This window comes from Solwaraspora sp. WMMB762, assembly GCF_049179115.1.
Classification (GTDB): Bacteria; Actinomycetota; Actinomycetes; order Mycobacteriales; family Micromonosporaceae; genus Micromonospora_E.
This window is the reverse complement of sequence record NZ_JBMHMD010000001.1, coordinates 3,585,995-3,610,361: the sequence shown is the minus strand read 5'-3', so window position 1 is coordinate 3,610,361 and position 24,367 is coordinate 3,585,995. Positions and strand designations below refer to the sequence as shown.

Genomic DNA, 24,367 nt, shown 5'->3' with positions numbered 1-24,367 from the left:
CCATAACGGCCCCGCGCCGTCGCCAGCGGGCCACCCGCCCCGTCTGGCACCATCAGGGCGTGCATCCCTCCACGCCATCCGAGACCGGTCGCGGACAGTGGCCTGACGGTAGCCGGGAGTCGCCGGCCGGGCCACCGCCCGGCGGGCGGCCCGGCGGCATGCGGGGCGGCCCCGGTCGCGCCGTCGTTCCGGGACCGCCGGACCCCGGCCCACCGGTGCCGGGCCGGGCACCGGCCCCAGGCCGGGCGCCCGCTCCCGGTCGGGCACCCGGTCCCGGTCCCGGTCGGGCGGCCGCGCCGGTACCCGGTCGGGCACCTGCTCCCGGCCCGGCCCCTGGTCGGGCTCCGGCGCCTGCCCCGGGCCACGCGCCCGCTCCCGGTGGTGCGGCCGCTGGGGCCGGCGAGGCCGCCGGTCCGTCGGGTGCGGCGGACCGCCGGCCGGCTGACCGGCCGGACCGCACCGGGGAGCAGGAAACCGTCAGCAGCCGGTCCGCGTCGGCGCCGGTGCCGGTCAGCCGGACCATCTCGCTCACCGTGGCCGGGTTCTCCGTGCTGCTGGCCCTGGGGCTGATCTTCGGTGGGCAGACCGCCGGGCCAGGGCTGGCCCGGACCCCGTTCACCATCGTCGTCTTCGGCGTACAGCTGCTCTTCGTGATTTCCTGGACGTTGGCGATCCGGCCGCCGGCGATGCCGGTCATCGGCGGGGTGAGCCTGCTGGCTGCGGCCGCCGCCGACATCGGAGCGTTGCTGCCGACCGTCGCGTCGCTGGCCCCGGTCGGGTACGCCGCGGCAGGTGGCTTCGTCGTCGCGGTGCTCGCCCAGCTGATCCGGCCGGCCGACCGCACCAGGGTCACCGAGTCGCTCGGCGCCACGTTGCAGATCGTCGTCGGAGTGGTCGCCTTCGCCACCCTGATCGTGCTCAGCCGGCTGCAGCTCGGTGGTACCCAGACCATCGTGGTGGCGCTGGCGGGCACCGGCATCGCCCTGATGACCGCCCGGCTCACCGACGCGGTGGTGGCCCGGCCGCGGCTTGCCCCGCAGGTGCCCCGGGGCGCAACCGGCGTGGTGCTCGGTGCGATGGTCGGCACGCTGGCCAGCGCGGTGCTCGGCATCTACGTGGTCGGCTTCACCCCGGTCACCGCGGCCCTGGTCGGCCTGGTCGCGGCAAGCGCGGCGGTCCTGGTCGATCTGGCCACCGGCTACGCCGAGGCCAGCCGGCAGATGGCCGGGGAACCGCCGACCATGTGGGTGGCCCGGCACATGCAGGGACCGCTCGGCGGGTTCGCCCTCGCCGCGCCGCTGTCCTACGCCCTCGGTGTGCTGATCTTCAACTGAGGTGCCGGGTCGGTCAGGTGAGGCACCTGGTCGGGCCGGTGCCGGGTGAGCCGTATTCAGGTTGGGTAGATACGGTACGGCGCATCCGTCCGCAGCCGAGGAGGCACCGTGTCGACCTATCCGGCGTACCAGGAGGAACCGGTCCGCCGGTCGCGTCCTCGGCGGCAACCGGGCCGACGAGCGCGCCGGCTGCTGGCCGTCGTCGCGGTGCTACTGCTCGTTCTGGCGCTGGTCCTGGTCGTCGCCGACCGGGTCGCCGTCGCCTACGCCGAACGGGCGGTCGCTGACCAGATTCGCCAGCAGGTGGCCGGGCAGAACATCGAATCCTCCGAGCCGGAGGTCTCGATCGGCGGGTTCCCGTTCCTCAGCCAGGTCGCCACCGGCCGCTACCAGTCGGTCTCGATCGTGCTGCGCGACGTGTCGGCGGCGGTCAACGGCAACAGCGTGCGGTTGCCCACCCTCGACGTCGACGCGCGGGGCGTACAGGCGCCGTTGGAGACGCTGCGCACCGGGCAGGGTGAGGTCACCGCGGAGACCGTGCAGGGCACCGCCACGGTCTCCTACGACAGCATTGTGCAACTGATCGACCAGCCCGGCGTGGAGTTGTCCGAACAGGACGGACGGCTCGGCGTCACCGCCCCGGTGGACATCCTCGGCCAGCAGGTCACCCTGACCGGTACCGCAGACCTGGAGGTCGCCCAGGGCGAGGTGCTGCTGCGCTTCGACGAACTCGCCGCCGAAGGGCTGCCCGGTGACGAGGCGGCCCGCGGGTTCGTCGAGGCCTACGCCCAGCAGTTGTCCATCGCGGTGCCGCTGCCCGCCCTGCCGTTCCAGCTCGACCTGCAGGAGGTGGCGGTGACGCCGGCCGGCCTCGCCGTCACCGCCACCGCCACCGACGTGCCGCTGAGCGCACTCGGCTGACCAGTGCACTCGGCTGACCAGCCTGCTCGGCTGACCGTCTCCGGTGGGGGTGGCGCAGGTCTCAACCCGCGGATGTCCCATTGCGTGGTCGGATCGGTGACCGTCCGGAAACAGGCTGGTAAGCTTCGGCCCCATGGGGAAGTTCCTCACCAAGCGGCGCGCGGTCGACCTGTGCCGTGTGGCCACCTGCCTGTGTCGCCCGGTCCTCTGACGGCGGGCTGACCCGGCGGGCTGTCGTCGACCCCTTCTGTGGTCGGTGACCAGCGCCGAAGAATTCTCACCATCGCCCGGCAGCGGCGCCGTCGCACGTCCGTGATCCGTCCTCCAGGGTCCCGCACAGGTGCGACAACCTGCGGCGTGGACTCGCCACCGATCCGCTTCCTCCGCACCGGCGGCCCGCCGGGCAAGGGGGAGACCAACCAGGGAGTGATCTGATGAGTCGCGACACCGCACTCGTTTCGGCCGACTGGGCCGAGAAGAACCTCGACGCCCCGGGCGTCGTCTTCGTCGAGGTCGACGAGGACACCTCCGCGTACGACGGCGGGCACATCGCCGGCGCGGTCAAGATCGACTGGAAGACCGACCTGCAGGACCCGGTACGCCGCGACTTCATCAACAAGTCGCAGTTCGAGGCGCTGCTGTCCGAGCGGGGCATCGGCAACGACGACGTCGTGGTGCTCTACGGCGGCAACAACAACTGGTTCGCCGCGTACGCGTACTGGTACTTCAAGCTGTACGGCCACCGCGACGTCAAGCTGCTCGACGGCGGCCGCAAGAAGTGGGAGCTCGACGCCCGCCCGTTGACCACCGAGGTGGTCGCCCGCCCGGCCACCCAGTACGTCGCCCAGGAGCCGGACAGCTCCATCCGGGCGTTCCGCGACGAGGTGGTGGCCGCGATCGGCACCCAGAACCTGGTCGACGTCCGCTCGCCCGACGAGTTCGCCGGCCGGCTGCTCGCCCCCGCCCACCTGCCGCAGGAGCAGGCGCAGCGGGCCGGGCACATCCCGACCGCGGTCAACGTGCCGTGGTCAAAGGCCGCCAACGAGGACGGCACCTTCAAGTCCGACGACGAGCTGCGCGCCCTGTACGCCGAGGCCGGCCTTGAAGACGGCAAGGACACCATCGCGTACTGCCGGATCGGCGAGCGTTCCTCGCACACCTGGTTCGTGCTCAAGGAGCTGCTCGGGCACTCCAACGTGAAGAACTACGACGGGTCCTGGACCGAGTACGGCTCGCTGATCGGCGTGCCGGTGGTGCTCGGCGACGAGCCCGGAAAGGCGTGACGATGACCGCTGCGACCACACCGAACGCCGCGACCGCGGCGGGCTGCGCCGCCCCGGACCAGGCGGCACCGCTGCCGGCCAGCGTCGACCTGGCCAAGGAGACCGTGATCACCGGGACCGTGCGGTCCGCCGACGGCGAGGCCGTGGCCGGCGCGTACGTGCGGCTGCTGGACTCCACCGGCGAGTTCACCGCCGAGGTGGTGACCTCGCCGGCCGGCCAGTTCCGGTTCTTCGCCGCCCCGGGCAGCTGGACCCTGCGGGCCCTGTCCCGGCACGGCAACGGCGACACCCCGGTGACCGCCGCCCAGGGAGTCAACGAGGTCTCGGTGACCGTCGGCAGTTGACGCCCGGCCCGACCCGACGACAGGCCGCCGCCCCGGAACTCTTTCCGGGGCGGCGGCCTGTCGGCTTCGTGACCGACATTGCCGGCGGACTCCCCGTCGTCGGTCCCCGCTGTCGCCCTGTGGACAGCGGAAACGGCCGACCGACGGCGTCACCCTGGTCGCTCCGGCCGGTGGCCACGCCGACAAGTCACCAGCGCCCGACATGACGGTGCGGCAGGACGAACTGACTTGATGACGTCACTCTCTGGTGAATTGGTCGGCCTGTCGTACACAATTTTTCGTGGCGGTAGCGGGCGTGCGGCGAATCGTTCTTCGGATTCCTCGACGACGCTTTGCGAAAATTGCTCATCCCATGGGGGGAATCATGCGAAAGACTGTCGGTGTCCTGACTGCGGCGATGCTCGGGCTGGTCACCTCGATGACCATCGCCGCACCTGCGAGTGCCGCGCCCAGCCTGCGGGTGCACAGCGTGCAGTACCACCCGAACGGCGTCGACGACGGCAGCGGTGCGCTGACCAACCGGGAATGGCTGCAACTGGTCAACCGTGGCAAGACGGCGATCAACCTGCGCGGCTACACGGTGCACAACAAGAACGGCCGGACCTACCGGTTCGGCGACGTCGTCATTCCTGCAAAAGGCGGACGGCTGTGGCTGCGTTCCGGCACCGGAGACGACACCGCGCGGACCGTCTACTGGAACAACAACGGTTTCGTGTGGGACGTCGAAGGTGACAAAGCATTCCTGCGAAACCGTAAAGGCCACGCCGTGCACACCTGTTCCTGGTCCTACGTGAAGGGCCGGGACTGGGTGCGATGCCCGGTCAACCCGTGACGATTCCGGGTTGACCGCCGGCGGGTGCCGGGCCAGAGCTGGGCTGGCCCGGCACCCGTTCTCACCGTCGATCAGACGCGCCGACGGTCGGACCGGTCACCCGGTCAGATCCCGCCGAGGCGGGCCGGGCAGGGGTCGACCGGTTCGAGCACGCTGTCGACCGTGGTGACGATCCCGGCCGGCAGCCGTTCCTGCCGGGCCTGCGGCACCCAGCCGTCCTTCGCGGTGATGATCTCGTACTGCCCGCGTGGCAGCCAGTACGCGTACCCGCCGTCGGCGTCGGTGCGCAGCGTGTAGCCGGTGCCCGGATCGGTCAGCGAGTTCAGCCGGATCGTCGCCCCGGCCACCCCGACCTCGACCCCGGCGCAGCTGACCCCGGTGACCGTGCCCCGCACCTTCGCCCAGGACGCCGGCGGCGAGACGTTCATCTGCACGTCCACCTGGCCCACCGGGTACGGGGTGTCGGACCGCACCCCGAGGGTCGCGGCGTACCGGCCGGGCTGGTCCACGCCAGCCTCGACGGTCGCCGTCAACGTGACGGTGACCGTCCGGGAGGCACCGGGGGCCAGCGTGAAGCTGCCCGGGTCGGTGACCAGCCACGGCAGGTCGGCTGCGGCGTCGCACAGCTCCAGCCCGGCGAGCACCTCCACCTGCGCCGAACCGACGAACGAGCTCGGCGAACCACCGACCTTGTACGCCCCGCAGGCACCGGCGCCCCGGTACCGGGCGAACTCGGTGTTCGGCAGGTCCCGCCACTCACCGGCGGCCGGGTCGAAGCCGACCGTACGGTTCGTCACCGTGGTGGACGCCCCGGTCACGCCGCCGGCGATCACCAGCAGGCCACCGGCCGCCGCGTACTGCCCGCCCCACAGGTCGAGCGGCAGGTCCGGCAACGGGCTCCAGGCGTCGGTGGCCGGATCGTAGGCGTACGTCGACCGGTACTCGACGGTGCCGGCGCCGCCGGCGCAGTACGCCCGCTCACCGATTCCGCCACAGCCCAGCCACGACGCGGCGACCGGATAGTCGGCCCGGGACCGGAACGTGCCGGTGCCGGTGTCGAACGCCAGCACCGTACGCGAGTCGGTGCAGGTGCCGTCGATGCAGCCGCCGATCAGGTAGATCGTGCCGCCGATGACGGCGGATCCGGCCGCGGCCCGTGGCGCGGGGCTGGTCACCCCGGACAGCGTGGCCCACGTCCCGGTCGCCGGGTCGAACACGTCGACGCTCGCCACCGGAGTCCCACCGGCACCCCATCCGCCGAACAGGTACAGCTTGCCGCCGGCTGCGGCGAGCACCGGCTTGCTGCGGGCCGTCGGCAGGTCGGGCAGGGCGCTCCAGGCGTCGGTGACCGGGTCGTAGACCCAGGCGTCCTGTTCGGTGCCGGTGGTGCTGCCACCGCCGACCGAGTAGACCTTGCCGTCGAGCGTGGCGGCCGCGTTGTCGAAGACCGCGGTCGGGTGGTCCGGGGCCCGCGTCCAGGCATCGGCGGCCGTCCCCGCCCCGGCTCCGGCCGCACCAGCTCCGGCCGCCTGCGACGCGGCGGTGATCCGGGTCGGCGCGGCACCGGCCGGGGCACCGTACGCCGGACCCTGCCAGGCCTTGCTGATCCCCTTCACCTTGTGTTCGACCAGCGGGGCACCGTCACCGCCCAGCAGGCTGAAGCCACCATCGCCGGTCAGCATCTCGACCTCGGCCGGCGCGCTGCCGGTGTTGGTCACCGTCACCTTGGCCTTGCGGGTGCTGCCGTACGGCTGGTGGGACACGACCGGGCTGGTCGGGCTGATCGTCAGCCGGCCGGCCTTGACCGAGAAGTCGGCCCGGCGGGCCCGGTCGGCGACCACCGTCACCGTCCGGCTGCGTACCTGGTACGGCGCCCGCGTCGCGGTGAACTCCTGCTCGCCGACCAGCGGCGAGAAGAGCTGGTAGAAGCCGTCAGGCAGGGCCGGGTCGTCCGGCGTGGCGGCGGAGACCGCCCGTACCGTCGGGTCGGTGGCGCTGGCCACCGTGACCCCGTTCAGCGCGGCCCCGGTGTTGTGGTCGGTGGTGTTGCCGACCAGCAGGCCACCGGGCAGCGGAGTGCAGCTGCGGTCGACCACCTCGACGTCGTCGACCTGCCACCACCAGGCGTAGCTGCCCTGGAAGCGGAACCGGATCAGCACCTCGTCGGCACCGGCCACCGAGGTCAGCGGGATCTCCTCGGTGCGCGGTCCGCGCCGGCTGGTGGTGTACCGCCACACGTTGGTCCAGCTGGCGCCGCCGTCGACCGAGACGCCGATCTCGGCGCTGTCGCTGAGCCCCACCGCCCGCCAGTCGCTGGCGAACCGCAGGTACGGCGCGTCCGCTCCGGACAGGTCCAGCATCGGGGTGACCAGGTCGGTGTCCTGGACCTCACCGACGCCGAGCGCGTCACTGTCGATGTTGGCGAAGCCGCCGTCACCACCGGTCAGGTTGCCCCGCGAACCGATGTCGGTGAACTCCCAACCGCCGCCGTCGGTACGGTTCACCACCGACCAGCCGTCCGGGGTGTCGGCGGTCGGGAAGCTCTCGGCGAGCACCGGGTCGCCGAAGCTGGCCACGTATCCGGGGGTGACACACTCGGCGGTGACCGGCACCGCCAGGTGGACGGTGCGGTCGGTGTCCCCGGCCGGCACCTCCACCCGGGCCGGCTGGTATCCGGCGAGCGTCGCCGTGGCGACCAGCGTCACGGCGGTGCCGCCGGGCACGGTCAGCGTGTAGCGGCCGGATGCCGGATCGGTGTAGGTGGCCGTCTCGGGTCGCCCGTCGACCTCGACCCGGGCGTAGAGCGGCCAGCCGTGGCCGGCCGCGTCGGTGACCCGACCGCTGAGCGTGACCAGGGTGGTGGCGGCCAGGTCGAAGTCCTGCTCGACGGTGCCGTCCTCGGCGACCGTGACCGTGGCGCTGTCCGGCTGGTAGCCGAACGCACTGGCGGTGATGGTGTGCTCGCCGGTCGGCAGGGTCAGCGAGTAGCCGCCGTCGGTGCCGGTGGTGACGCTGCGGTCGCCGGTGGAGACGGTGGCACCGGGCAGCGGGTCGCCGTCGCCGGTGACCACGCCGGTCACCCGGCCGGCGGGTCCGCGCGGGGCGGCGTCGACGGCGGCGTACGCGTCGAGCCGTCCTTCGCCGAAGTTGTTGTTGTTGGCGGCGGTGCCGCCGCAACTGGTGTCGTCGGTGTCGATCGCGGTGCCGTCCAGCAGGGCCCGGGTGGCGGCGATGTCGCCGTGCAGGGTCGGCGCCGCCGACCAGGCCAGCGCGACGGTGGCGGCGACGTGCGGGGAGGCCATCGAGGTGCCGCTGTACGCCGCGTACCCGCCACCGGGGACGCTGGAGCGGACCGCGGTGCCGGGCGCGGCGATGTTCGGCTTGACCGATCCGTCGACAAGCGAGGCGCCCCGGCTGGACCGGGCGGCGATCCGGTGGTCGGCGTCGTAGTTGCCGGCGGCGTACGCCTGCGGGTAGTCGCCGGGGGAGCTGGCGGTGCCGCAGCCCGGTCCCTCGTTGCCGATGGCGAAGGCCGGGAAGATGCCGGCGGCGATCCAGGCATCGACGGTCTGCCGGTACCACGGGTCGTCCTGCCCGCCGCCCCACGAGTTGTTGACCACGTCGGCGCGCAGTTCCGGCCGGGGGTTCGCGCCCGAGGTGTCGGTCGGGGCGAGCACCCACTGGCCGGCGGCCAGCAGCGACGCGTCGGAGCAGGTGTCCACCTCGCAGCCCTTGGCGGCGATCCAGCGGGCACCGGGCGCCACGCCGGTCTGGTTGTCGCCGCCGTCGTCGCCGGTCATGGTGCCGGTGACGTGGGTGCCGTGACCGTTGTTGTCACAGGGGGTCCCGGCCGGGCAGATGCCGGTCGGGTCGAACCAGTTGTAGTCGTGGTCGTAGCCGCCGGTGCCGGCTCCCCGGTAGCTGGCCGCGAGGGCCGGGTGGTCGAACTCGACGCCGCTGTCGATGGTGGCCACGACGATCCCGTCGCCGCTGGTGCCGAATTCGGACCAGACCTGTGGCGCCCGGACGTCGTCGATGTTCCACTCGACGGCCGTGGTGCCGGCGTCGTCGCCGACCGGCGGCACCGGTTCGGCTGGTTCCGGGGTGAGCAGCGGGTAGCTGCGGGCCGGTTCCAGCTGCTGCACCTCGGGCAGGGCGGCGATCCGGTCAACCAGGTCCCGGTCGCCGGTGACCCGGACCGCGTTGGCGATCCAGTACGCGGTGTAGCCGGCCTTCCGCCCGTCGAGCAGTTTGCGCAGGCTCTGCTGGCTGCGCTGGGCGGTGGTGGTCAACTCGTCGTACACAGCCTCGGCTCGGGCGTCGGCGCGACGGTCACCGGCCGGCATTCCGGCGCTGGCGGCATCGGCCGCGCCGGACAGGTCGGCGCGGTCCCGCAGGTAGACCATGAAGTCGACGGTGCCGTTCCGGTCCAGTTCGGCGGCGAGTTCGGCGCTGATCGGCGCGGTGGCCGACCCGTCGACCGGGCCGGCACCGGGTGCGGCGGTCGCGGCGGCGGGTTGGGCGGTCACCGCGAGCAGGGTGATCAGCCCAGCGGTGAGCGTCCGGTGCAGCAGCCGGCCCAGGCCGCCGCGGACGCGGCGGCGGGCGGTGCTGCGGTCACTATGGTGTCGTCCAAGTCGGCGGCGGGGCAGGTCGACCACGCGGTCCCCCCATGCTCGTAGGCGGCCCGTACTCGCCGGACCGCGGGATCAGCGGACCGGAAAGCCCGATATCCGCCCAAGTCGCGTGCGGGCAGTGCTCTACGGATAGTTTTCGCACGGCGGCTACGAGTCATGCTTTAGTGGGCGACGTTGGTGATCAATGGGGTCTGTTGGGCAGTTTTCAGGCAGTACCCGGGCAACACGTGGTCGAGCGTCGGGCCGCAGTGGTATCGGTGACTGTCGCTGTTGACTCCGGCGACTAAACGGCGTTGTCTGATGACACGCAGCAACCTGGGGAGGAGCGCGGTGGTCAACGGTGAGGTGCCACTGGTCGTGTGTGTCACCGCTGACGTAGCCGTCCGTGAGCGCGTCGTAAGACGGCTCGACGACTGCGGCACGGTAGTCATCTGTACTGATTTGGCCGAGTTACGGGCGATGTTGTTCCCGCCCGTACCGGCGGAGGACCCGGAGCCGGCGGCGCCGGTCGTGCTCGGCGACCTCGTCGTCGACGTGCCCGGCCATCTCGTCACCTGGCGGGGTGAGCCGTTGGCGCTGACCCGGCTGGAACGGGAGTTGCTGGCCCGGCTGGCCACCCCGCCGGTGGTGGTCTGGACCTACGAACGGCTCTTCGGCTCGGTCTGGGGCGGGGCCTACCTCGGCGACACGGCCATCCTGCATTCGGCCGTGAAACGGCTGCGCCGCAAGTTGCGCGGCGCCGGCGGCGGCCTGGAGATCCAGACCGTACGGGGCGTCGGCTACCGGCTCGCGTCGAGCGCACCGGACAACTTCGGCGCATCGGCGGCGGGACCGGACCCGGCCGGTTACCGGCGGGACGACCTGGCCAGCGACGACGCTGGCCGTGACGACCTGGCCGTTCGTGACGACGCGGCCGTTCGTGACGACCTGGCCGTTCGTGACGACGCGGCCGTTCGTGACGACCTGGCCGTTCGCGACGACGCGGCCGTTCGCGACGAGCTGGTCCGCGACCAGTTGGTCCACGAGGATGCGGTGCCGAGCGAGCCCGGCTGGGACGGGCCAGATCGGGAGCTGCCGGAGCAGCGGATCGGCCGGCCCGTCGAGGTCGGCTGCTGACCGCTGCCGGGCGGGCCGGCTGTTGACGGCTGCCGGGCGGGCCGGCTGCCCTGGCCGGTGCCTGGCACGATGGCCGGGTGACTGACGACCCGCCCGCGACCCCGGCCGTCCCGCCGGCACACCTGGCCGCAGCGGTCCCGCCGCCGGCGGGACCGCCGGCCGCCGCCGTACCGCCGAACGCCGCTGGCCAGAGCCCGGTGCGTCGGTGGTGGCGGTGGTGGCTGGCGGCCGCCGCAGTGGCCTGGATCGTGCTGCTGTTCGGCCTGGCCGTGCAGTCCCAGCGGGACGACAGCCCGACCGTTCGCGAGCAGCGCGACATCGGGCAGGCCCGGCCGGTCGCCGACCGGGCGGCGATCGACCTGACCGCTGCGGTCGGCGACGCCGGGGTGGTGGTGCTGGCCGAGGAGCAGATCACCGCCGGCTGCCGGATCACGCCGATGCGACCCGGCGCCGAACTGACCCGGTTGCTCACCGCCTACACGGCACCCGGCGCCGGCCCGGCGTTGCTCGACCGGATCGCCCGCCGGCTCCCGGCCAGCTACGCCGCGATAGCCCGGCACGACGCCGCCACCGGCCGGTCGCGGCTCGGTGCCGACGCCGGTGACTTCGTCGCGGTCCGCGGCGAACTGATCCGCGCCGGCGTGGTGCAGCTGCGGATCAGCACCGGCTGCCGACCGGCGTCCGACGGGTCCCGGCCCGCACCCGCCGACCCCCGGCCGGGCGCCACCGCCGACCCCACCCCGCGCAGCCACGCCGAGTTGCTGACGGGCGCCTTCGGGGTGGCCGACGTACGGGCCGCATCGTCGGTCGAACTGCCCTGTCCCGACGGCGACGGACAGCTCAGCAGCTACGCGCTGACCGCGGTCAGCACAGCGGAGTCCGACGAGTGGGCGTCGCTCGGCTTCACCATGCCGCGCGCCACCGTCGTCTCCGATCAGGCACCGCTGTTCGTCCACCGGTACGGCACCAAGGGCACCGTGGTGCGGCTCGACGGCGACGACGTCTGGATCGCCTCCACCGACTTCACCTGCTGATCCCGATCCCGCTGACCCGTCGGCGACTGCCAGCCCGGTCAGTAGACGAGGGCCTGGACGCCGTCGGCCATGATCTCCTCGACGAAGACCGCCGCCCCGGCGATCCGTACCCCCGGCAGCACATCGTCCGGGCCGAACCCGCGGCGGGCCGCGCACTGCGTGCAGACCGTAACCCGACCGCCGCTGGCCAGTACCGCGTCCAGCAGGTCGGGCAGCGGCGCCGAATGCGGCAGGTCGAACTCGGCGGCCCGGCCGGGCAGCCCGAACCACGCCGACTCACCGGTCAGCCAGAGGGAGACCTCGACGCCGGCCGCGGCGGCGGTGCCCGCTACGGTGAACGCCTGGGCGCACCGCTCTGGCTCGTCCGAGCCGGCGGTCGCCTTTACGACGAGAGTGCGAGCCATGCGGCCAGCATAGGATGGCCTTGTCATGGTTACCGAGATCGGGTTCGTCAGCCTGCTGGTGGCAGGCTTCGGCGCGCTCGCCGGTGGCCTGGTCTACCTCGCGGTCCGCATCTGCCGTGGACGCTGGTGAGAAAGCGGAGGACCGATGAGCGCGAGCAGCGCGTCCGGAGCGGGACAGCCGAGCACCGAGGAGAACCCGGTCCGGCCGCCGTGGCTGGACGCCCCGCCGGTCGACCCGTATCCGTTCGAGGAGAGCCACGACCTGCGAGTCGGCCCGAAGCTGCACCCGGCGTTGAACGCGCTGCTGCCCTACATCGGGGTGTGGCGTGGGCGGGGGCGCGGCGGCTACCCGACGATCGAGGATTTCGACTACGCGCAGGAGATCCGGATCAGCCACGACGGCCGGCCGTTCCTGCAGTACGAGTCGCGGGCCTGGCTGCTCGACGAGCAGTCCCGCCCGGTGCGCCCGGCCGGTCGCGAACTCGGCTGGTGGCGGGCGGTCACCGACGCCGACGGCCGGGCCACCGGTGAGCTGGAGGCGACGATGATGACCCCGACCGGGGTGATGGAGCTCTACCTGGGCCGGGTCACCGGGGTGCAGGTCGAGTTGGCCACCGACGCCGTGGTGCGTACCGGTACCGCCAAGGAGGTCACCGGCGGTCACCGGCTGTTCGGCATCGTCGAGGGGGCGCTGCTGTACGCCCAGGAAATGGCCGCCGTCGGTCAGCCGCTCTCCCCGCACCTGTCCGCCCGGCTGATCCGGGTCGGCGGCTGATCCGGATCGGCTACGGAGACGGGTCGGCTACGGAGACGGGTCGGCTACGGAGACGGGTCGGCTACGGAGACGGCGGCGATAGGATGGCGACGGTGGCTGAATCTTCCCTGGCAGAGATGCTGCGCTCGCGCGGGCTACGGCTGACCGCGCAGCGTCAGCTGATCCTGGAAGCGGTGCACGAGCTGGGACACGCCACCCCGGAGCAGGTGCTCAACGCGGTGCGCGAGGTCGCCGCCGGGGTCAACATCACCACCATCTACCGCACTTTGGAGCTGTTCGAAGAGCTGGGCCTGGTCACCCACACCCACCTGTCGCACGGTTCGCCGACGTTCCACTCGGTCGGCGAGGACCAGCACGTCCATCTGGTCTGCCGATCCTGCAAGTCGGTCTCGGAGATGGACCCGGCGCTGGCCGAGCCGCTGATCACCGCGCTCGCCGAACAGCGCGGCTTCCAAGTCGACATCGGCCACATGGCGTTGTTCGGCACCTGCGAGCGGTGCGGAGGAAAACAGTGATCGACGTAGCCGGCGCGGTGGACATCGCCGACGTGACCACCGGCTCCCCCGACGCCGGGGTCGCCGCCCACTACGGCGACCCGATGCGTGAGCAGCGTCGGCTCGCCACCGAGGTCGGCCTGGTCGACCGGAGCAACCGGGGCGTGCTGGCGGTGCCCGGTGCCGAACGGATCGGCTGGCTGCACACTCTGACCACCCAGCACCTGGCGACGCTGCGCGCAGGTCAGGGCACCGAGCTGCTGGTGCTCTCCCCGCACGGCCACGTGGAGCAGCACGCGATGGTCGCCGAGGACGGCACCAGCACCTGGCTGGACACCGAGCCACAGATGGCCGGCGAGCTGCTGGCGTACCTGCTGAAAATGCGGTTCTTCACCCAGGTCGACCCGGCGGAGGTGACCGCCGACTGGGCGGTGCTGTCGCTGGTCGGCCCGGCTGCGGTCGACGCGGCGGCGGCGCTGGGCGTGACCGGGCTGGCCGACCCGGACCTGCTGCCGGTGCCCGCGTCGAAGTTCGCCGCCGGGTCGATCCCCGACCGGCCCACCGTGCTCTACCCGGTGGCCGCGCTGCCGACGGACGGGCCGTACCGGGGTGGCTGGGCCCGCCGGGTGCCACTCGGCGTCGACCTGCTGGTACCCCGGGCCGCGACGGCACAGCTGGTGGCCGAGGCGACTGCGGCCGGTGCCACCCCGGCCGGGCTCTGGGCGTACGAGGCGATGCGGGTCGCCTCGCGTACCCCCCGGGTCGGTCTGGAGACCGACCACCGGGCGATTCCGGCGGAGGTCGGCCTGCTCGGACCGGCGGTCCACCTCGACAAGGGCTGCTACCGGGGGCAGGAGACGGTGGCCCGGGTGCACAACCTGGGCCGGCCACCGCGCCGGCTGGTGCTGCTGCACCTCGACGGGGTGGCCAGTGACACTCCGCCGGACGCCGGCACCCCGCTGACCCTGGAGGGCCGGACGGTCGGCTTCGTCGGCACCGCGCTGCGCCACCACGAGCTCGGCATGGTCGCTCTGGCGGTGGTGAAACGCAACGTGCCGGACGACGCCGATCTGCGTGCCGGTGAGTTCACCGCCGCGATCGAGCCCTGAGCCGGGATGTCGCAGAGTTGACCGGGTACGCCGGCGGGGTGCCGCTGGTCGAGATGGCCCGCTCCGGTTTCGTGGAGAGCCGGCATCACGGCTCACTGGTGGTGCTGGCCGCTGACGGCGGCCTGCGGGAGCGGTTCGGCGACGTGGAGTCGCCGGTGTTTCCCCGGTCGGCGAACAAGCCGTTGCAGGCGATCGGGATGCTGTGGGCCGGGCTGCGGCTGGCCGATCCAGCCGATCTGGCGGTGGTCTGTGCCAGCCACAGTGGCGAGGACTTCCACCTGGCCCGGGTGGCCGCGTTGCTGCGTACCGCCGGGCTCACCGAGGCGGCGCTGCGCTGCCCGCCGGAGCTGCCGGTCGGCGCGGCCGCCGCAGCCGACGTGCTGCGAGCCGGTGGCGGGCCGAGTCGGCTGCAGATGAACTGCTCCGGCAAGCACGCCGGGATGCTGCTGACCTGCCGGGCGGCTGGCTGGCCGGTGGAGGAGTACTGGCATCCGGAGCATCCGTTGCAGGAGCGGATCCGGGCCGCCGTCGAGGAGTACGCCGGTGAGCCGGCCGCCGCCGTCGGGGTGGACGGCTGCGGCGCGCCGGTGCTGGCGCTGTCGCTGACCGCGGTGGCGCGGGCGTTCCTGCGGCTGGTGCACGGCCTTGCCGGGTCGGTGGAGCGGACCGTGGCGGACGCGATGCGGGCGTACCCGGAGCTGGTGGCCGGCACCGGACGGGCCGACACCCGGCTGATGCGGGCGGTGCCCGGGCTGCTGGCCAAGGTCGGCGCGGAGGGTGTGCTGGCGGTGGCGGTGCCCGGTGTCGGGGCGATCGCGGTGAAGATCGACGACGGTGCGCAGCGGGCGACGGTGCCGCCGGTGGTCGCCGCGCTGCGCCGGCTCGGCGTCGGCACTGGCACCGACGCCGAAGGCCTGGATCCGGTGGCTCTGGCCGAACTCGGTGAGCCGCCGGTGCTCGGTGGCGGCCAGCCGGTCGGCACGCTGCGCGCCCTGTGCTGGCCGTCCTGACGAGACTGGCCGGCGGACGCTTCGGCTATCGCGCGGCGTCGGCGAGGAACTCGCGCAGCGCGGCGTCGACCGGCCCGGGGCACTCCAACGGCAGCAGGTGGGCCGCGCCGGGCACGTCCGGCAGCCGCCGGGCGGTCGGGATGCCGGTGCTGATCAGGTCGGCCAGGGCGAGGATGTCCGGCACGTCGAGGGCTCCGGCACCGACCAGCACCGGCACGCCGATCTCACCGAGCCGACGGGCTGCCGGTGGGTCGAGTTCGCGGTGGGTGATGTCGCCGAGCGCGGCTTCGGCGGCGAGCGCCCGGCGGTCCATTTCGCGGGCGAAGGCGATCAGCTCCGGGTCGACGTCGGCGGGCTGCCGGTGCGGGCCGACGACCCAGAACCGCACCTCGGCGTCGGCCGTCGCGTCCAGATCCTCCGGGTCCACCGCGCCGACCAGGTCGTCCCAGAGCTGTTCGGTGGCGTCGGACCAGTCGTGGCCGCCCAGTGCCGAACCGAACAGGGCGAGGGCGGTGACCCGGCTGGGATGGGCGAGGGCGGCGTCGATGGCGACCGCGCCGCCGAACGAACAGCCGACCAGCGCGGCGCGGGCGACCCCGAGCGCGTCCAACAGGCCGATCACGTCGTCGTGGTGGGCGAACGCGGTGGCCGGCAGGTCGGACTCGCCGTAGCCGCGCAGATCCATGGCGATCACCCGGTGCCGGTCACGAAGCGCGGCGACCTGCGCCCGCCACATCCGGCGGTCGGCGATGCCGGCGTGGATCAGCAGTACGGGCGGCCCGGTGCCGACGTCGTCGTAGCTGATCGTCGCATCGCCAACCCGGATCGTCGTCATCGGCGGGCAGCCTAGCGACACGGGGCGGGTGGCCGCCAACGACTTTCTCGGCGGCCCCTACGACGGTTCTTCCAGGTGACTCCGCTAACTTTCGTTAGCGTTTCGCTAGCAGTTGCAAGCAGATCGGGCTACCGTCAAGCTATGGCCACACCGAAGGACCTGCCTCGCGACATCGGGGGCTTCATCCGCGACCTGCGGCACAACGCCCGCATCTCGCTGCGGCAGCTCGCCGAGCAGGCCGGCGTCAGCAATCCCTACCTCAGCCAGGTTGAGCGCGGCCTGCGCAAGCCGAGCGCGGAGGTGCTCCAGCAGTTGGCCAGCGCACTGCGGGTCTCCACGCCGGTGATGTACCTGAGGGCCGGGCTGCTCGACGACAAGGACGGCCAGGGCGTGCTCGCCGCGATCGCTTCGGACTCCGACCTCACCATGACGCAGAAGCAGTCGCTGAGCCAGATCTATGAGACGTTCCGCCGGGAGAACGCCCGGCACGCCGGACCGGACACCGACGCGGACACAGCTACCGCCGCCGAAGCCGCCGAGGAAGTTGAGGAGCAGACCCTGCAGTCGGTCGCCGTCACCGAGGCCGGGGCCGCACCTGGCCCGGCGACCGAGGAGCCGCCGCCCACCGCGCCGACCAGGACCACTTCCCGGCAAAAGAAGACCACCCCCCGGCGTCGTACGCCCCGGGCCGGGGAAACCGAGCAGGCCGCCGCAGCGGCCGAGGAGGAGCAACGATGAGCCAGCCGAAGACCAAGCGGATCCCAGCACCCCTGTACGCCGTCGCCGGTGCCGGTGACCTGGCCTACCAGCAACTGCGCAAGCTGCCGGTGGCCGTCACCCAGCTGACCGGCAAGGCCACCCTCGGCACCGTCGGCCTGCGGGAGAAGGCCGCCCAGGGCACTGCCGAGCTGCGTGAGCGGGCCAACACCGGTGCCGACCTGGAGCGCCTGCGGGCGATCGCGGTGCGCAACCGCGACGCGGTGCTCGCCGGTGCCCAGTCGGCCGGGCAGCGGGCCGTGGCGATCTACGGCACGCTGGTGGCGCACGGCGAGCGGGTCGTCGGCACCGGGGTGGTCCGGGCCGCCGACACCGTCAACGCCGACATGGAGACCACCGAGGCTCCCGCCCAGGTCACCGCGGCACCGGAAGCCGACTCGACCGAGCCGGCCAAGCCCACCCAGGCCAAGGCCGAGTAGTTCCGGCGGGTCCGGGTGACCCGCGGGCCCCGGATGCAGGTGGCACGCATCCGGGGCCCGCGGCATAAGCTTTGGGCATGGACTCTGCCGCGCCGCTGTTCTATGCCGACGTCCGGTACATCCTCGACTTGGCGCTGTTCGTGTTCGCCCTCGTCGTGCAGGCTGTCGCGCTGGTGCACTGCGTCACCCAGAAAGGCGAGGCGTTCCCGGCGATCGGCACCCTGCCGAAAGGCGCGTGGCTGGCCATCCTCGGCGTCTGCCTGCTGCTCACCCTGCTGTTCCAGGTCAGCCTGTTCGGCCTGATCGGGATCGCCGCCGGGCTGATCTACCTGCTCGACGTGCGGGTCGGGCTGCGGGACATCGCCGACGGCCGAGGCTCCTGGTGAGAGATTTCCGTTGGCCACCGCCGCCGGACGGCGGGCCGCGGACCTACGGGCCCGGCCCGTCCGGTCCCCGTACCGGCCGACCCGCGCTGCCCGAGCCGGAGACCGAGGTGATCACCACGCCGCACGGCGTGGAGCTGGAACGGCTGGTCACCGGGTCCGGTGAGCCGACCACCGTCTTCGCGCACGGCATAGCGCACGGCATCGCCACCACCCGGCCGCTGGGCAGCGGAGTCGCCGGGCGCAAGGTGTTCTTCCAGTTCCGGGGGCATGGCCGGTCCGCCGCGCCGGCCGGCCCATGGGGCTACCCCGACCTGGCCCGGGACCTGCGGGCCGTGGCCGATCTGACCGGTGCCGGCCGGGCGGTCGGGATGAGCCTCGGTGCCGGGGCGCTGGCCCGGCTGCTGACCGACAGCCCGCAGCGGTTCGACCGGGCGGTGTTCTTCCTACCGTCGGCCTTCGACACGGCCCGGCCGGCCTCGGCCCGCCAGCGGATCGCCGAGCTGGTCACCGCGGTCAACGACAGCGACGTCTCCGGGGTGGCCGAGCTGATCGCGGCGGAGACCCCGGTGCCGGTACGCAACACCCCGGCCGCGTGGGCGTACCTGCGTACCAGGATCGACCAGCTGCTGCGCGACGGACTCGCCGCCGAACTGGTCGACCTGGCCGACGCGGTGCCGGTGCCCGACCCGGCGGCGCTCGCCGCGGTCACCGCCCGGGTCCTGGTGATCGGCTGCGTCGGCGACGACCTGCACCCGGCCGAGACCGCCGAGCGGCTGGCCGCCGCCATCCCGGGTGCCGCCCTGCACGTCTACGACCGCCCCGGCGTGCTCTGGAACCAGCGCACCGATCTGCGGCAGCGGGTCTCCGGCTTTCTCAACGAGCCGATCTGATCAGCGGCGGGCGCCACGGCGCCCGTCGCTGATCAGGTAGAAGACGGTCAACCGCAGCAGCCGCCGGAAGCGGCGGACGGCGTGGTGGACTGGTCGCTGGGCGTCACCGAGCAGACGCCGGTCTCTGGCAGATCCAGCTGTACGTCCCGGGCGGCGGTCCAGTCACCGGCCAGCGCCGCCGTGACCGAGCGGACCTGCTCGTAGCCGGTGGCCAGCAGGAACGTCGGTGCCCGGCCGTAGCTTTTCATGCCGACGACGTAGTACCCCGGCTCCGGCTGGGTGAGCTCGTCCACCCCGTGCGGCGGGACGGTGCCGCAGGAATGCTCGTTCGGGTCGATCAGCGGGGCCAGCATCCGGGTGCAGCCCAGCGCCGGGTCCAGGTCCAGCCGTAGCTCGTCGGCGATCCGGTGGTCGGGGCGGAACCCGGTGGCCGACACGATCCGGTCGGCGGCCAGCGTCCGGCCGTCGGTTGCGACCAGTTCGGCCCGGCCGCTCGCGGTGCCCCGTACGGTGTGTACGCCGAATCCGCTGACCAGCTCGACTCGGCCGGAGTCGACCAGCAACCGCAGTCCGGTGCCCAACTTGCCGCGGCCAGGCAGGGCGTCGGCGTCGCCGCCGCCCAGCGTCCGGTCGATGGTCGCGCCGCGGGTGACCCAGCTGACCCGGGTGTCCGGCTCCTGAGCGGCCAGCTCGGCGAGGGCCAGCAGGGTGTTGGCGGCGGAGTGGCCGGCACCGACGACGACGGTGTGCCGGCCACTGTAGTCGGCCCGGTCGGCACCGAGCACGTCCGGCAGAGCGGTGCTGATCAGGTGGGCTGCCTGCGGTTCGCCGTGGGCGGGCAGCCCGTTGACGCCCAGGACGTTCGGCGTACCCCAGGTGCCGGAGGCGTCGATGACGGCGCCGGCGCTGAGCTCCGTACCGTCGGCGAGCCGGACCACGAACGGTGCCTGCTCCCGGCCGTCGGTGCGGACCCGGTCGATGCCGGCGCGGCCCAGCGCGACGACCCGCGCGCCGTACCGGATCCGGCCGGCCAGGTCGGGCAGCTTGGCCAGTGGTTCGAGGTAGTCGCCGACCAGCTCAGTGCCGGTCGGCAGGTGCCCGGAATCGGGGGCGGCCCAGCCGGCGGCGTCGAGCAGCCGGCGGGCGGCTGTGTCGATGTTGTAACGCCAGGGGGAGAAGAGCTGAACGTGCCCCCAATTGCTGACCGCCGCGCCAGCGCTGCCGCCGGCCTCCAGCAGGACCCAGGGCAGACCGCGCTCGTGCAGGTGGGCGGCGGCGGCCAGGCCGACTGGTCCAGCCCCGATGACGACGGCCGGTAGCTCTTCGTTGATCATGAATCCCTCCGTGCTGGCGAGCGTTCGTAGTCTTGATGATCGTCGAATCAACCATACGATGCCCGCTGTTTCGACGATGGTCAAGTTTGACACTCATCAAATCAGCCGACTGGGTGATTCCACCTGGTCGGCGGTAACCTGCCACCCGTGGGTGTCACCAGTCACGGCCGTACCGACCGACTCGACCTGCGCGACCCGACCCTGCGTGAGTGGCAGTGCACCGTGCTGCACGCCGACGCCGAGCAGGGCATCGTGCTGGACCGCTCCGCCTTCTACCCGGGCGGCGGCGGCCAGCCGCCGGACCACGGCGTACTGCTCTGGCAAGGGGCGCAGACCCGGATCGTCGGCACCCGCAAGGGCGACGACCTCTACCTGATCCCCGCCGACGGTGACCCGCTGCCGCCGGTTGGCGCCGAGGTCACCGGCGCGGTCGAGGACACCCGCCGCAGCCTGCTGATGCGTACCCATTCCGGGCTGCACGTACTCTGCGGCGTGGTGTTCCGCGACTTCGGTGCCCTGGTGACCGGCGGCAACATGGAGCCCGGTGAAGCCCGGATGGACTTCAACCTGCCCGAGGTGCCGCCCGGCTTCAAAGCTCAACTGGAAGACCTGGTCAACGCCGAGGTCGTCGCCGACCGGGCGGTCGCCGTGCGGGTCCTCGACCGGGACGAGGCGCTGGCCATCCCGGACATCGTCCGCACCCAGGCCAATCTGATCCCCGCCGACGAGCAGGAGATCCGCATCGTCGACATCGTCGGCCTGGACGTGCAGGCCGACGGCGGCACCCACGTCGCCTCCACCGCCCAGATCGGCAAGGTCCAGGTGGTCAAGGTGGAGAGCAAGGGACGGGCCAACCGCCGGGTACGGCTGCGCCTGGCCGGCTGAGATGATCCGCGCCTTCCTCGACGGTGTCCGGCTGTTCCTGCGGGGCTTCGGCACCTATGCCCGCAACCCGAAGATGGTGCTGCTCGGGCTGATCCCGGCGGTGATCGCCGGGGTGCTGTTCGTGGCCGCGTTCATCGGCTGGATAGCCGTCGTGGTCGACGTCGCCGGCTGGCTCACCCCGTTCGCCGACGACTGGTCGGCGGGCACCCGGGATGCGGTACGCGGTGCGGTCGCCGTCGCGTTGCTGGCCCTCGGCGGGCTGATCGGTGTACTCACCTTCACCGCCGTGACCCTGTTCATCGGGGATCCGTTCTACGAGAAAATCTCCGAATGGGTGGAGGAGCAGCACGGCGGGGTGCCGAACGGGGTCGACGTGCCGTGGTGGCGATCGCTGTGGCACAGCCTGCTCGACTCGGCCCGGCTGATCGCGTTCGGCATCGTCATCGGGATTCCGCTGTTCCTCTGCGGGTTCATCCCGATCGTCGGGCAGACCCTGGTGCCGGTGGTCGCTGCCCTGTTCGGTGGCTGGCGGCTCGCCCTTGAACTGGTTGGGTCCGCGTTCTACCGACGTGGGCTGCGGCTACCGGACCGCCGGTTGGCGCTGCGCACCAACCGGCCGAAGGCGCTCGGCTTCGGGGTGGCGGTCTTCTGCTGCTGCCTGATCCCGTTCGGCGCGGTGCTGGTCATGCCGGCGGCGGTGGCCGGCGCGACACTGCTCGCCCGCCAGTCGCTCAACCAGCCCACCGACGGGCCGCCCCAGCTTGCTCCGCCAGCCTAGCGGCTGGCGGCCTGCGCGGCGTTTAGCGGCTGGCGGCCTGTGCGGCGTCGCGGACCTCGCCGACCAGCTCCTCGATCACGTCCTCCAACGCGGCCAGGCCGGTCAACCGGCCGTCGGCGTCCACCACCCGGGCCAGGTGGGCGCCCCGTTGCTGCATGACCGTCAGGGTGTCCCGCATCGGCTGGGTGGCCCGAACCGTGACCAGTGGCCGGATCAGCCGGGAGTCGACCGCCCGGTCCCGGTCCTGCGTCGAAGCCCCGAGCACGTCCTTGACGTGCAGGTAGCCGGTCACCTGTGCGGCGCCGTCAACGACCGGGAAGCGGGAGTAGCCGGTGTCGGCGCAGCGCTTCTCCAGCTCGATCGGCGTGCTGGTGGCGGACATTGTGACCAGCGAATCCAGCGGGATCGCCACCCGGGCGGTCGGCTGGTCGCTGAACGCCAGCGCCCCGGTCAGCAGCCGGTGCTCGTGCTCGTCGATCAGGCCCTCCCGGCGGGACTGGGCGATGAACCCGGAGACCTCCTCCCGGGTGAAGGTGGAGGTCACCTCGTCCTTCGGCTGCACCCGCAGCAGGCGCAGGACGATGTTGGCGAGCTGGTTGAGCAGCCAGATCAGTGGCCGCAGCACGGTGACGACGCCGTACAGCACCGGGCCCAGGACCATCGCGGACCGCTCCGGACCGGCGAGGGCGATGTTCTTCGGCACCATCTCGCCGATCACCATGTGCAGGAAGACCACGATCGCCAGGGCGATGGCGAACGCGATCGGGTGCACCAGCGCGTCCGGTACCCCGGCGGCGGCGAAGGCCGGCTCCATCAGGTGCGCCACGGCGGGCTCTCCGATGGCACCCAGGCCGAGCGAACAGACGGTGATGCCGAGTTGGGCACCGGCCATCATCAGTGACACGCTCTCCATGGCCCGCAGCGTGACGCGGGCCAGCCGGGACCCGGCAGCGGCCCGTGGCTCGATCTGTGTCCGGCGGGCCGAGATCAGTGCGAACTCGGCACCGACGAAGAACGCGTTGCCGGCGAGCAGCAGCACCCCGACGAGGATCGCCAACCAGTCACTCATGACGCGGTTTCCTCCGGGTGCCCATTGGAGCGGCCGTTCCGGCGTCCGTCAGGAGACCCGGCGGCCGCGGTGGCGTCGGCGCGGCGCAGCAGCAGCCGGTCGGCGCGGCGGCCGTCGACCCGGGTCACGGTCAGTTCCACCGGTACGGACGTGGGTAGTCCGTCCGGGTCCGGGTGTTCGCGGTCGTCGGCGACGACCGTGACGGTGTCACCGACCCGGGGCAGCCGGCCGAGCTCCTCGATGATCACCCCACCGAGGGTGTCGGAGATCCGGCCCTCCGGCAGGTCGAGCCCGGTAAGCCGGGCCGCCTCGTCGGGCCGCAGCAGGCCGGAGAGCTGCCACGAACCGTCGGCGGCGCGCTGGTGTCGGCCGGTCGGCCGGTCCTGTTCGTCGGCGATCTCCCCGACGATTTCCTCGACCAGGTCTTCCAGGGTGACGATGCCGGCGGTGCCACCGTACTCGTCGACCACCACCGCCATCTGCAGTCCCCGGCTGCGCAGCGTACCGAGCAGCGGGTCCAGCTCGGCGGTCTCCGGGACCTCGGGCAGCTCGACCATCACCGACCGCACCGGCCGGGTGTCGCGTTCCCCGGTCGGTACGGCGAGGGCATGCTTGAAATGCACGGCGCCGAGCACCTCGTCGACTCCGGCGCCGGTGACCGGGAAGCGGGCGTGTCCGGTGGCGGCGGCCAGCCGCAGCACCTCGGCCACCGGTGCGTCGGCGGTGACGAACCGTACCCGGGGCCGGGGGGTCATCACGTCGGCGGCGGTCCGTTCGCCGAAGTCGATCGACCGGGAGACCAGCTCGGCGGTCTCCGCGTCCAGGGTGCCTTCCTCGCCGGACCGGCTGACCAGCGACGCCAGCTCCTGAGGGGTACGGGCGGACGCCAGCTCCTCGGTCGGCTCGATGCCGAACGCCCGCAGGATCCGGTTGGCCGTACCGTTGAGAAACCGGATCAACGGGCCGGTGGCGGCGGTGAAGCCGCGCTGCGCGCCGGCGACCGCCCGGCCGACCCGCAGCGGTTCGGCGATGGCCCAGTTCTTCGGCACCAGCTCGCCGAAGGTCATCTGAAAACCCGTGGCCAGGATCAGCGCCAGCGTCAGCGAGAGCGCGGTGGTCGCGCCGTCCGGCAGGCCGGTGAGCCCGAGCGGGCCGCGTAGCAGGGTGGCCAGTGAGGGCTCGGCGAGGAAGCCGACGACCAGGCTGGTCACGGTGATGCCGAGCTGGGCGCCGGACAGCTGGGTGGACAGCGTCCGCAGGCCGCGCAGCAGGCCCGCCGAGCGGCGGTCACCGGCGGCGGCCTGCCGTTCCACGGTCGCCCGGTCGACCGTTACGAAGGCGAACTCGGCGGCGACGAACACGGCGTTGGCGGCGACCAGCAGTACCGCGACGCCCAGCAGCGCCCACTCCATCACCGCCCGGTCACTCCTTCGACGGTGACGGGGCGGCCGGGACTGGGAGGGTCGCTGGTGGTGGGCATGGTCCTCAGCATAGACAGGCGGACGCTGCGCCAACCTGCGAGTTCACTGAGAACAATAGCGAGAAGTATTCGCAAAATTACTTTGCGTACCTGATATCTGCTGTTCAGCAACCTCTCAGGCTGCCCCGCTAGCATCGTCGACAACCCCGGATCCAAAATAGACATATCTGATCATGTTGTGCGGCAACCTTCGGCGCGCCCGGGGATCGCGCCAGCGTACC

General features: G+C 72.5%; 24 protein-coding genes and 1 pseudogene. 19 read left to right on the top strand and 6 right to left on the bottom strand.

Features of this window, described 5'->3' with window-relative positions; all coding sequences use genetic code 11:
* The first annotated feature begins 503 nt into the window (after positions 1-503).
* From ACN27J_RS16015 to ACN27J_RS15990, 6 genes are all read left to right on the top strand, one after another.
* Entirely contained in the window at positions 504-1,334 is an 831-nt protein-coding gene (locus ACN27J_RS16015) for a hypothetical protein (protein WP_282232409.1), read from the top strand.
* A 108-nt stretch (positions 1,335-1,442) separates the two neighbouring features.
* On the top strand, positions 1,443-2,255 hold the full coding sequence (locus ACN27J_RS16010) for a DUF2993 domain-containing protein (RefSeq protein WP_278171732.1): 813 nt from the start codon (positions 1,443-1,445) through the stop codon (positions 2,253-2,255).
* Between the two features lie 115 nt (positions 2,256-2,370).
* A complete protein-coding gene (locus ACN27J_RS16005; protein ID WP_416552081.1) occupies positions 2,371-2,466 on the top strand; it encodes an Ms5788A family Cys-rich leader peptide in 96 nt (31 codons plus the stop codon).
* 223 nt (positions 2,467-2,689) lie between these two features.
* Complete coding sequence (locus ACN27J_RS16000) at positions 2,690-3,538, top strand: sulfurtransferase (protein WP_278171731.1); 849 nt, start codon at positions 2,690-2,692, stop codon at positions 3,536-3,538.
* 2 nt (positions 3,539-3,540) lie between these two features.
* The gene (locus ACN27J_RS15995) at positions 3,541-3,882 is read left to right on the top strand and encodes a DUF1416 domain-containing protein (RefSeq protein ID WP_278171729.1); all 342 of its coding nucleotides are present in this window, start codon (positions 3,541-3,543) and stop codon (positions 3,880-3,882) included.
* 364 nt (positions 3,883-4,246) lie between these two features.
* Positions 4,247-4,714, top strand: a complete 468-nt coding sequence (locus ACN27J_RS15990) for a lamin tail domain-containing protein (RefSeq protein ID WP_421367119.1) — start codon at positions 4,247-4,249, stop codon at positions 4,712-4,714.
* A gap of 104 nt (positions 4,715-4,818) precedes the next feature.
* On the opposite strand, the gene ACN27J_RS15985 is transcribed toward ACN27J_RS15990, so the two are convergent.
* Positions 4,819-9,285, bottom strand: a complete 4,467-nt coding sequence (locus ACN27J_RS15985) for a S8 family serine peptidase (protein ID WP_421372276.1) — start codon at positions 9,283-9,285, stop codon at positions 4,819-4,821.
* Between the two features lie 366 nt (positions 9,286-9,651).
* Between ACN27J_RS15985 and ACN27J_RS15980 the strand changes: the two are divergent.
* Together ACN27J_RS15980 and ACN27J_RS15975 are read left to right on the top strand one after the other, a co-directional pair.
* Positions 9,652-10,167, top strand: a pseudogene (locus ACN27J_RS15980) (winged helix-turn-helix domain-containing protein); the annotation flags it as partial.
* A 377-nt stretch (positions 10,168-10,544) separates the two neighbouring features.
* Complete coding sequence (locus tag ACN27J_RS15975; protein WP_421367118.1) at positions 10,545-11,501, top strand: hypothetical protein; 957 nt, start codon at positions 10,545-10,547, stop codon at positions 11,499-11,501.
* Between the two features lie 38 nt (positions 11,502-11,539).
* Here the strand turns inward: ACN27J_RS15975 and ACN27J_RS15970 are convergent, their stop codons facing one another.
* Positions 11,540-11,905, bottom strand: coding sequence for a DsrE family protein (locus ACN27J_RS15970; protein ID WP_278171723.1), 366 nt, complete (start codon positions 11,903-11,905; stop codon positions 11,540-11,542).
* Between the two features lie 25 nt (positions 11,906-11,930).
* Between ACN27J_RS15970 and mtfM the strand changes: the two genes are divergently transcribed.
* The 5 genes from mtfM to ACN27J_RS15945 all read left to right on the top strand — a co-directional run bounded on the left by mtfM (position 11,931) and on the right by ACN27J_RS15945 (position 15,293).
* Positions 11,931-12,035: a small membrane protein MtfM gene (mtfM, locus tag ACN27J_RS15965; protein WP_278171721.1), complete on the top strand. Its 105-nt coding sequence runs from the start codon at positions 11,931-11,933 to the stop codon at positions 12,033-12,035.
* Between the two features lie 15 nt (positions 12,036-12,050).
* Positions 12,051-12,680 (top strand): FABP family protein, encoded by a 630-nt coding sequence (locus ACN27J_RS15960; protein WP_123605847.1) that lies wholly within the window; start codon positions 12,051-12,053, stop codon positions 12,678-12,680.
* Between the two features lie 92 nt (positions 12,681-12,772).
* Complete coding sequence (locus ACN27J_RS15955; RefSeq protein ID WP_278171720.1) at positions 12,773-13,195, top strand: Fur family transcriptional regulator; 423 nt, start codon at positions 12,773-12,775, stop codon at positions 13,193-13,195.
* Entirely contained in the window at positions 13,192-14,283 is a 1,092-nt protein-coding gene (locus tag ACN27J_RS15950) for a YgfZ/GcvT domain-containing protein (RefSeq protein ID WP_421367117.1), read from the top strand. Before ACN27J_RS15955 ends, ACN27J_RS15950 begins: the two co-directional genes overlap by 4 nt.
* 53 nt (positions 14,284-14,336) lie before the next feature.
* Positions 14,337-15,293, top strand: coding sequence for an asparaginase (locus tag ACN27J_RS15945; protein ID WP_421372274.1), 957 nt, complete (start codon positions 14,337-14,339; stop codon positions 15,291-15,293).
* Between the two features lie 25 nt (positions 15,294-15,318).
* On the opposite strand, the gene ACN27J_RS15940 is transcribed toward ACN27J_RS15945, so the two are convergent.
* Positions 15,319-16,128 carry an alpha/beta fold hydrolase gene (locus ACN27J_RS15940; protein ID WP_421367115.1) on the bottom strand — a complete coding sequence of 270 codons (810 nt, stop codon included), beginning with the start codon at positions 16,126-16,128 and terminating at the stop codon, positions 15,319-15,321.
* A 141-nt stretch (positions 16,129-16,269) separates the two neighbouring features.
* Here ACN27J_RS15940 and ACN27J_RS15935 point away from each other — a divergent pair, with 141 nt between their 5' ends.
* The 4 genes from ACN27J_RS15935 to ACN27J_RS15920 all read left to right on the top strand — a co-directional run bounded on the left by ACN27J_RS15935 (position 16,270) and on the right by ACN27J_RS15920 (position 18,600).
* Positions 16,270-16,866 carry a helix-turn-helix domain-containing protein gene (locus tag ACN27J_RS15935; protein ID WP_421367114.1) on the top strand — a complete coding sequence of 199 codons (597 nt, stop codon included), beginning with the start codon at positions 16,270-16,272 and terminating at the stop codon, positions 16,864-16,866.
* Complete coding sequence (locus ACN27J_RS15930) at positions 16,863-17,324, top strand: hypothetical protein (protein ID WP_421367113.1); 462 nt, start codon at positions 16,863-16,865, stop codon at positions 17,322-17,324. The genes ACN27J_RS15935 and ACN27J_RS15930 overlap by 4 nt, the downstream gene beginning before the upstream one ends.
* Positions 17,325-17,401: 77 nt before the next feature.
* Positions 17,402-17,710 (top strand): DUF2516 family protein, encoded by a 309-nt coding sequence (locus tag ACN27J_RS15925; RefSeq protein WP_123605844.1) that lies wholly within the window; start codon positions 17,402-17,404, stop codon positions 17,708-17,710.
* Positions 17,707-18,600 carry an alpha/beta fold hydrolase gene (locus ACN27J_RS15920; RefSeq protein WP_421367112.1) on the top strand — a complete coding sequence of 298 codons (894 nt, stop codon included), beginning with the start codon at positions 17,707-17,709 and terminating at the stop codon, positions 18,598-18,600. Before ACN27J_RS15925 ends, ACN27J_RS15920 begins: the two co-directional genes overlap by 4 nt.
* Positions 18,601-18,647: 47 nt before the next feature.
* Here the strand turns inward: ACN27J_RS15920 and ACN27J_RS15915 are convergent, their stop codons facing one another.
* The gene (locus ACN27J_RS15915; protein ID WP_421367111.1) at positions 18,648-19,934 is read right to left on the bottom strand and encodes an FAD-dependent oxidoreductase; all 1,287 of its coding nucleotides are present in this window, start codon (positions 19,932-19,934) and stop codon (positions 18,648-18,650) included.
* Positions 19,935-20,081: 147 nt separating this feature from the next.
* On the opposite strand from ACN27J_RS15915, the gene ACN27J_RS15910 reads away from it, so the two are divergent.
* Positions 20,082-20,819, top strand: coding sequence for an alanyl-tRNA editing protein (locus ACN27J_RS15910; protein ID WP_421367110.1), 738 nt, complete (start codon positions 20,082-20,084; stop codon positions 20,817-20,819).
* Between the two features lies 1 nt (position 20,820).
* A complete protein-coding gene (locus tag ACN27J_RS15905; RefSeq protein ID WP_421367109.1) occupies positions 20,821-21,597 on the top strand; it encodes an EI24 domain-containing protein in 777 nt (258 codons plus the stop codon).
* A 22-nt stretch (positions 21,598-21,619) separates the two neighbouring features.
* Here ACN27J_RS15905 and ACN27J_RS15900 read toward each other — a convergent pair whose 3' ends face one another.
* Positions 21,620-22,666, bottom strand: coding sequence for a hemolysin family protein (locus ACN27J_RS15900; protein ID WP_421367108.1), 1,047 nt, complete (start codon positions 22,664-22,666; stop codon positions 21,620-21,622).
* Complete coding sequence (locus tag ACN27J_RS15895) at positions 22,663-24,078, bottom strand: hemolysin family protein (RefSeq protein WP_421372272.1); 1,416 nt, start codon at positions 24,076-24,078, stop codon at positions 22,663-22,665. Before ACN27J_RS15895 ends, ACN27J_RS15900 begins: the two co-directional genes overlap by 4 nt.
* Positions 24,079-24,367 lie beyond the last annotated feature (289 nt).

What these genes read in the sequence shown, in the direction of transcription:
- ACN27J_RS16000 (WP_278171731.1), top strand. Translation starts at nt 2,690, where the DNA reads ATGAGTCGCGACACCGCACTCGTTTCGGCCGACTGGGCCGAGAAGAAC.
- ACN27J_RS15995 (WP_278171729.1), top strand. Translation starts at nt 3,541, where the DNA reads ATGACCGCTGCGACCACACCGAACGCCGCGACCGCGGCGGGCTGCGCC.
- ACN27J_RS15990 (WP_421367119.1), top strand. Translation starts at nt 4,247, where the DNA reads ATGCGAAAGACTGTCGGTGTCCTGACTGCGGCGATGCTCGGGCTGGTC.
- ACN27J_RS15970 (WP_278171723.1), bottom strand. Translation starts at nt 11,905, where the DNA reads ATGGCTCGCACTCTCGTCGTAAAGGCGACCGCCGGCTCGGACGAGCCA.
- mtfM (WP_278171721.1), top strand. Translation starts at nt 11,931, where the DNA reads ATGGTTACCGAGATCGGGTTCGTCAGCCTGCTGGTGGCAGGCTTCGGC.
- ACN27J_RS15960 (WP_123605847.1), top strand. Translation starts at nt 12,051, where the DNA reads ATGAGCGCGAGCAGCGCGTCCGGAGCGGGACAGCCGAGCACCGAGGAG.
- ACN27J_RS15945 (WP_421372274.1), top strand. Translation starts at nt 14,337, where the DNA reads ATGGCCCGCTCCGGTTTCGTGGAGAGCCGGCATCACGGCTCACTGGTG.
- ACN27J_RS15940 (WP_421367115.1), bottom strand. Translation starts at nt 16,128, where the DNA reads ATGACGACGATCCGGGTTGGCGATGCGACGATCAGCTACGACGACGTC.
- ACN27J_RS15935 (WP_421367114.1), top strand. Translation starts at nt 16,270, where the DNA reads ATGGCCACACCGAAGGACCTGCCTCGCGACATCGGGGGCTTCATCCGC.
- ACN27J_RS15930 (WP_421367113.1), top strand. Translation starts at nt 16,863, where the DNA reads ATGAGCCAGCCGAAGACCAAGCGGATCCCAGCACCCCTGTACGCCGTC.
- ACN27J_RS15925 (WP_123605844.1), top strand. Translation starts at nt 17,402, where the DNA reads ATGGACTCTGCCGCGCCGCTGTTCTATGCCGACGTCCGGTACATCCTC.
- ACN27J_RS15915 (WP_421367111.1), bottom strand. Translation starts at nt 19,934, where the DNA reads ATGATCAACGAAGAGCTACCGGCCGTCGTCATCGGGGCTGGACCAGTC.
- ACN27J_RS15905 (WP_421367109.1), top strand. Translation starts at nt 20,821, where the DNA reads ATGATCCGCGCCTTCCTCGACGGTGTCCGGCTGTTCCTGCGGGGCTTC.
- ACN27J_RS15900 (WP_421367108.1), bottom strand. Translation starts at nt 22,666, where the DNA reads ATGAGTGACTGGTTGGCGATCCTCGTCGGGGTGCTGCTGCTCGCCGGC.
- ACN27J_RS15895 (WP_421372272.1), bottom strand. Translation starts at nt 24,078, where the DNA reads ATGGAGTGGGCGCTGCTGGGCGTCGCGGTACTGCTGGTCGCCGCCAAC.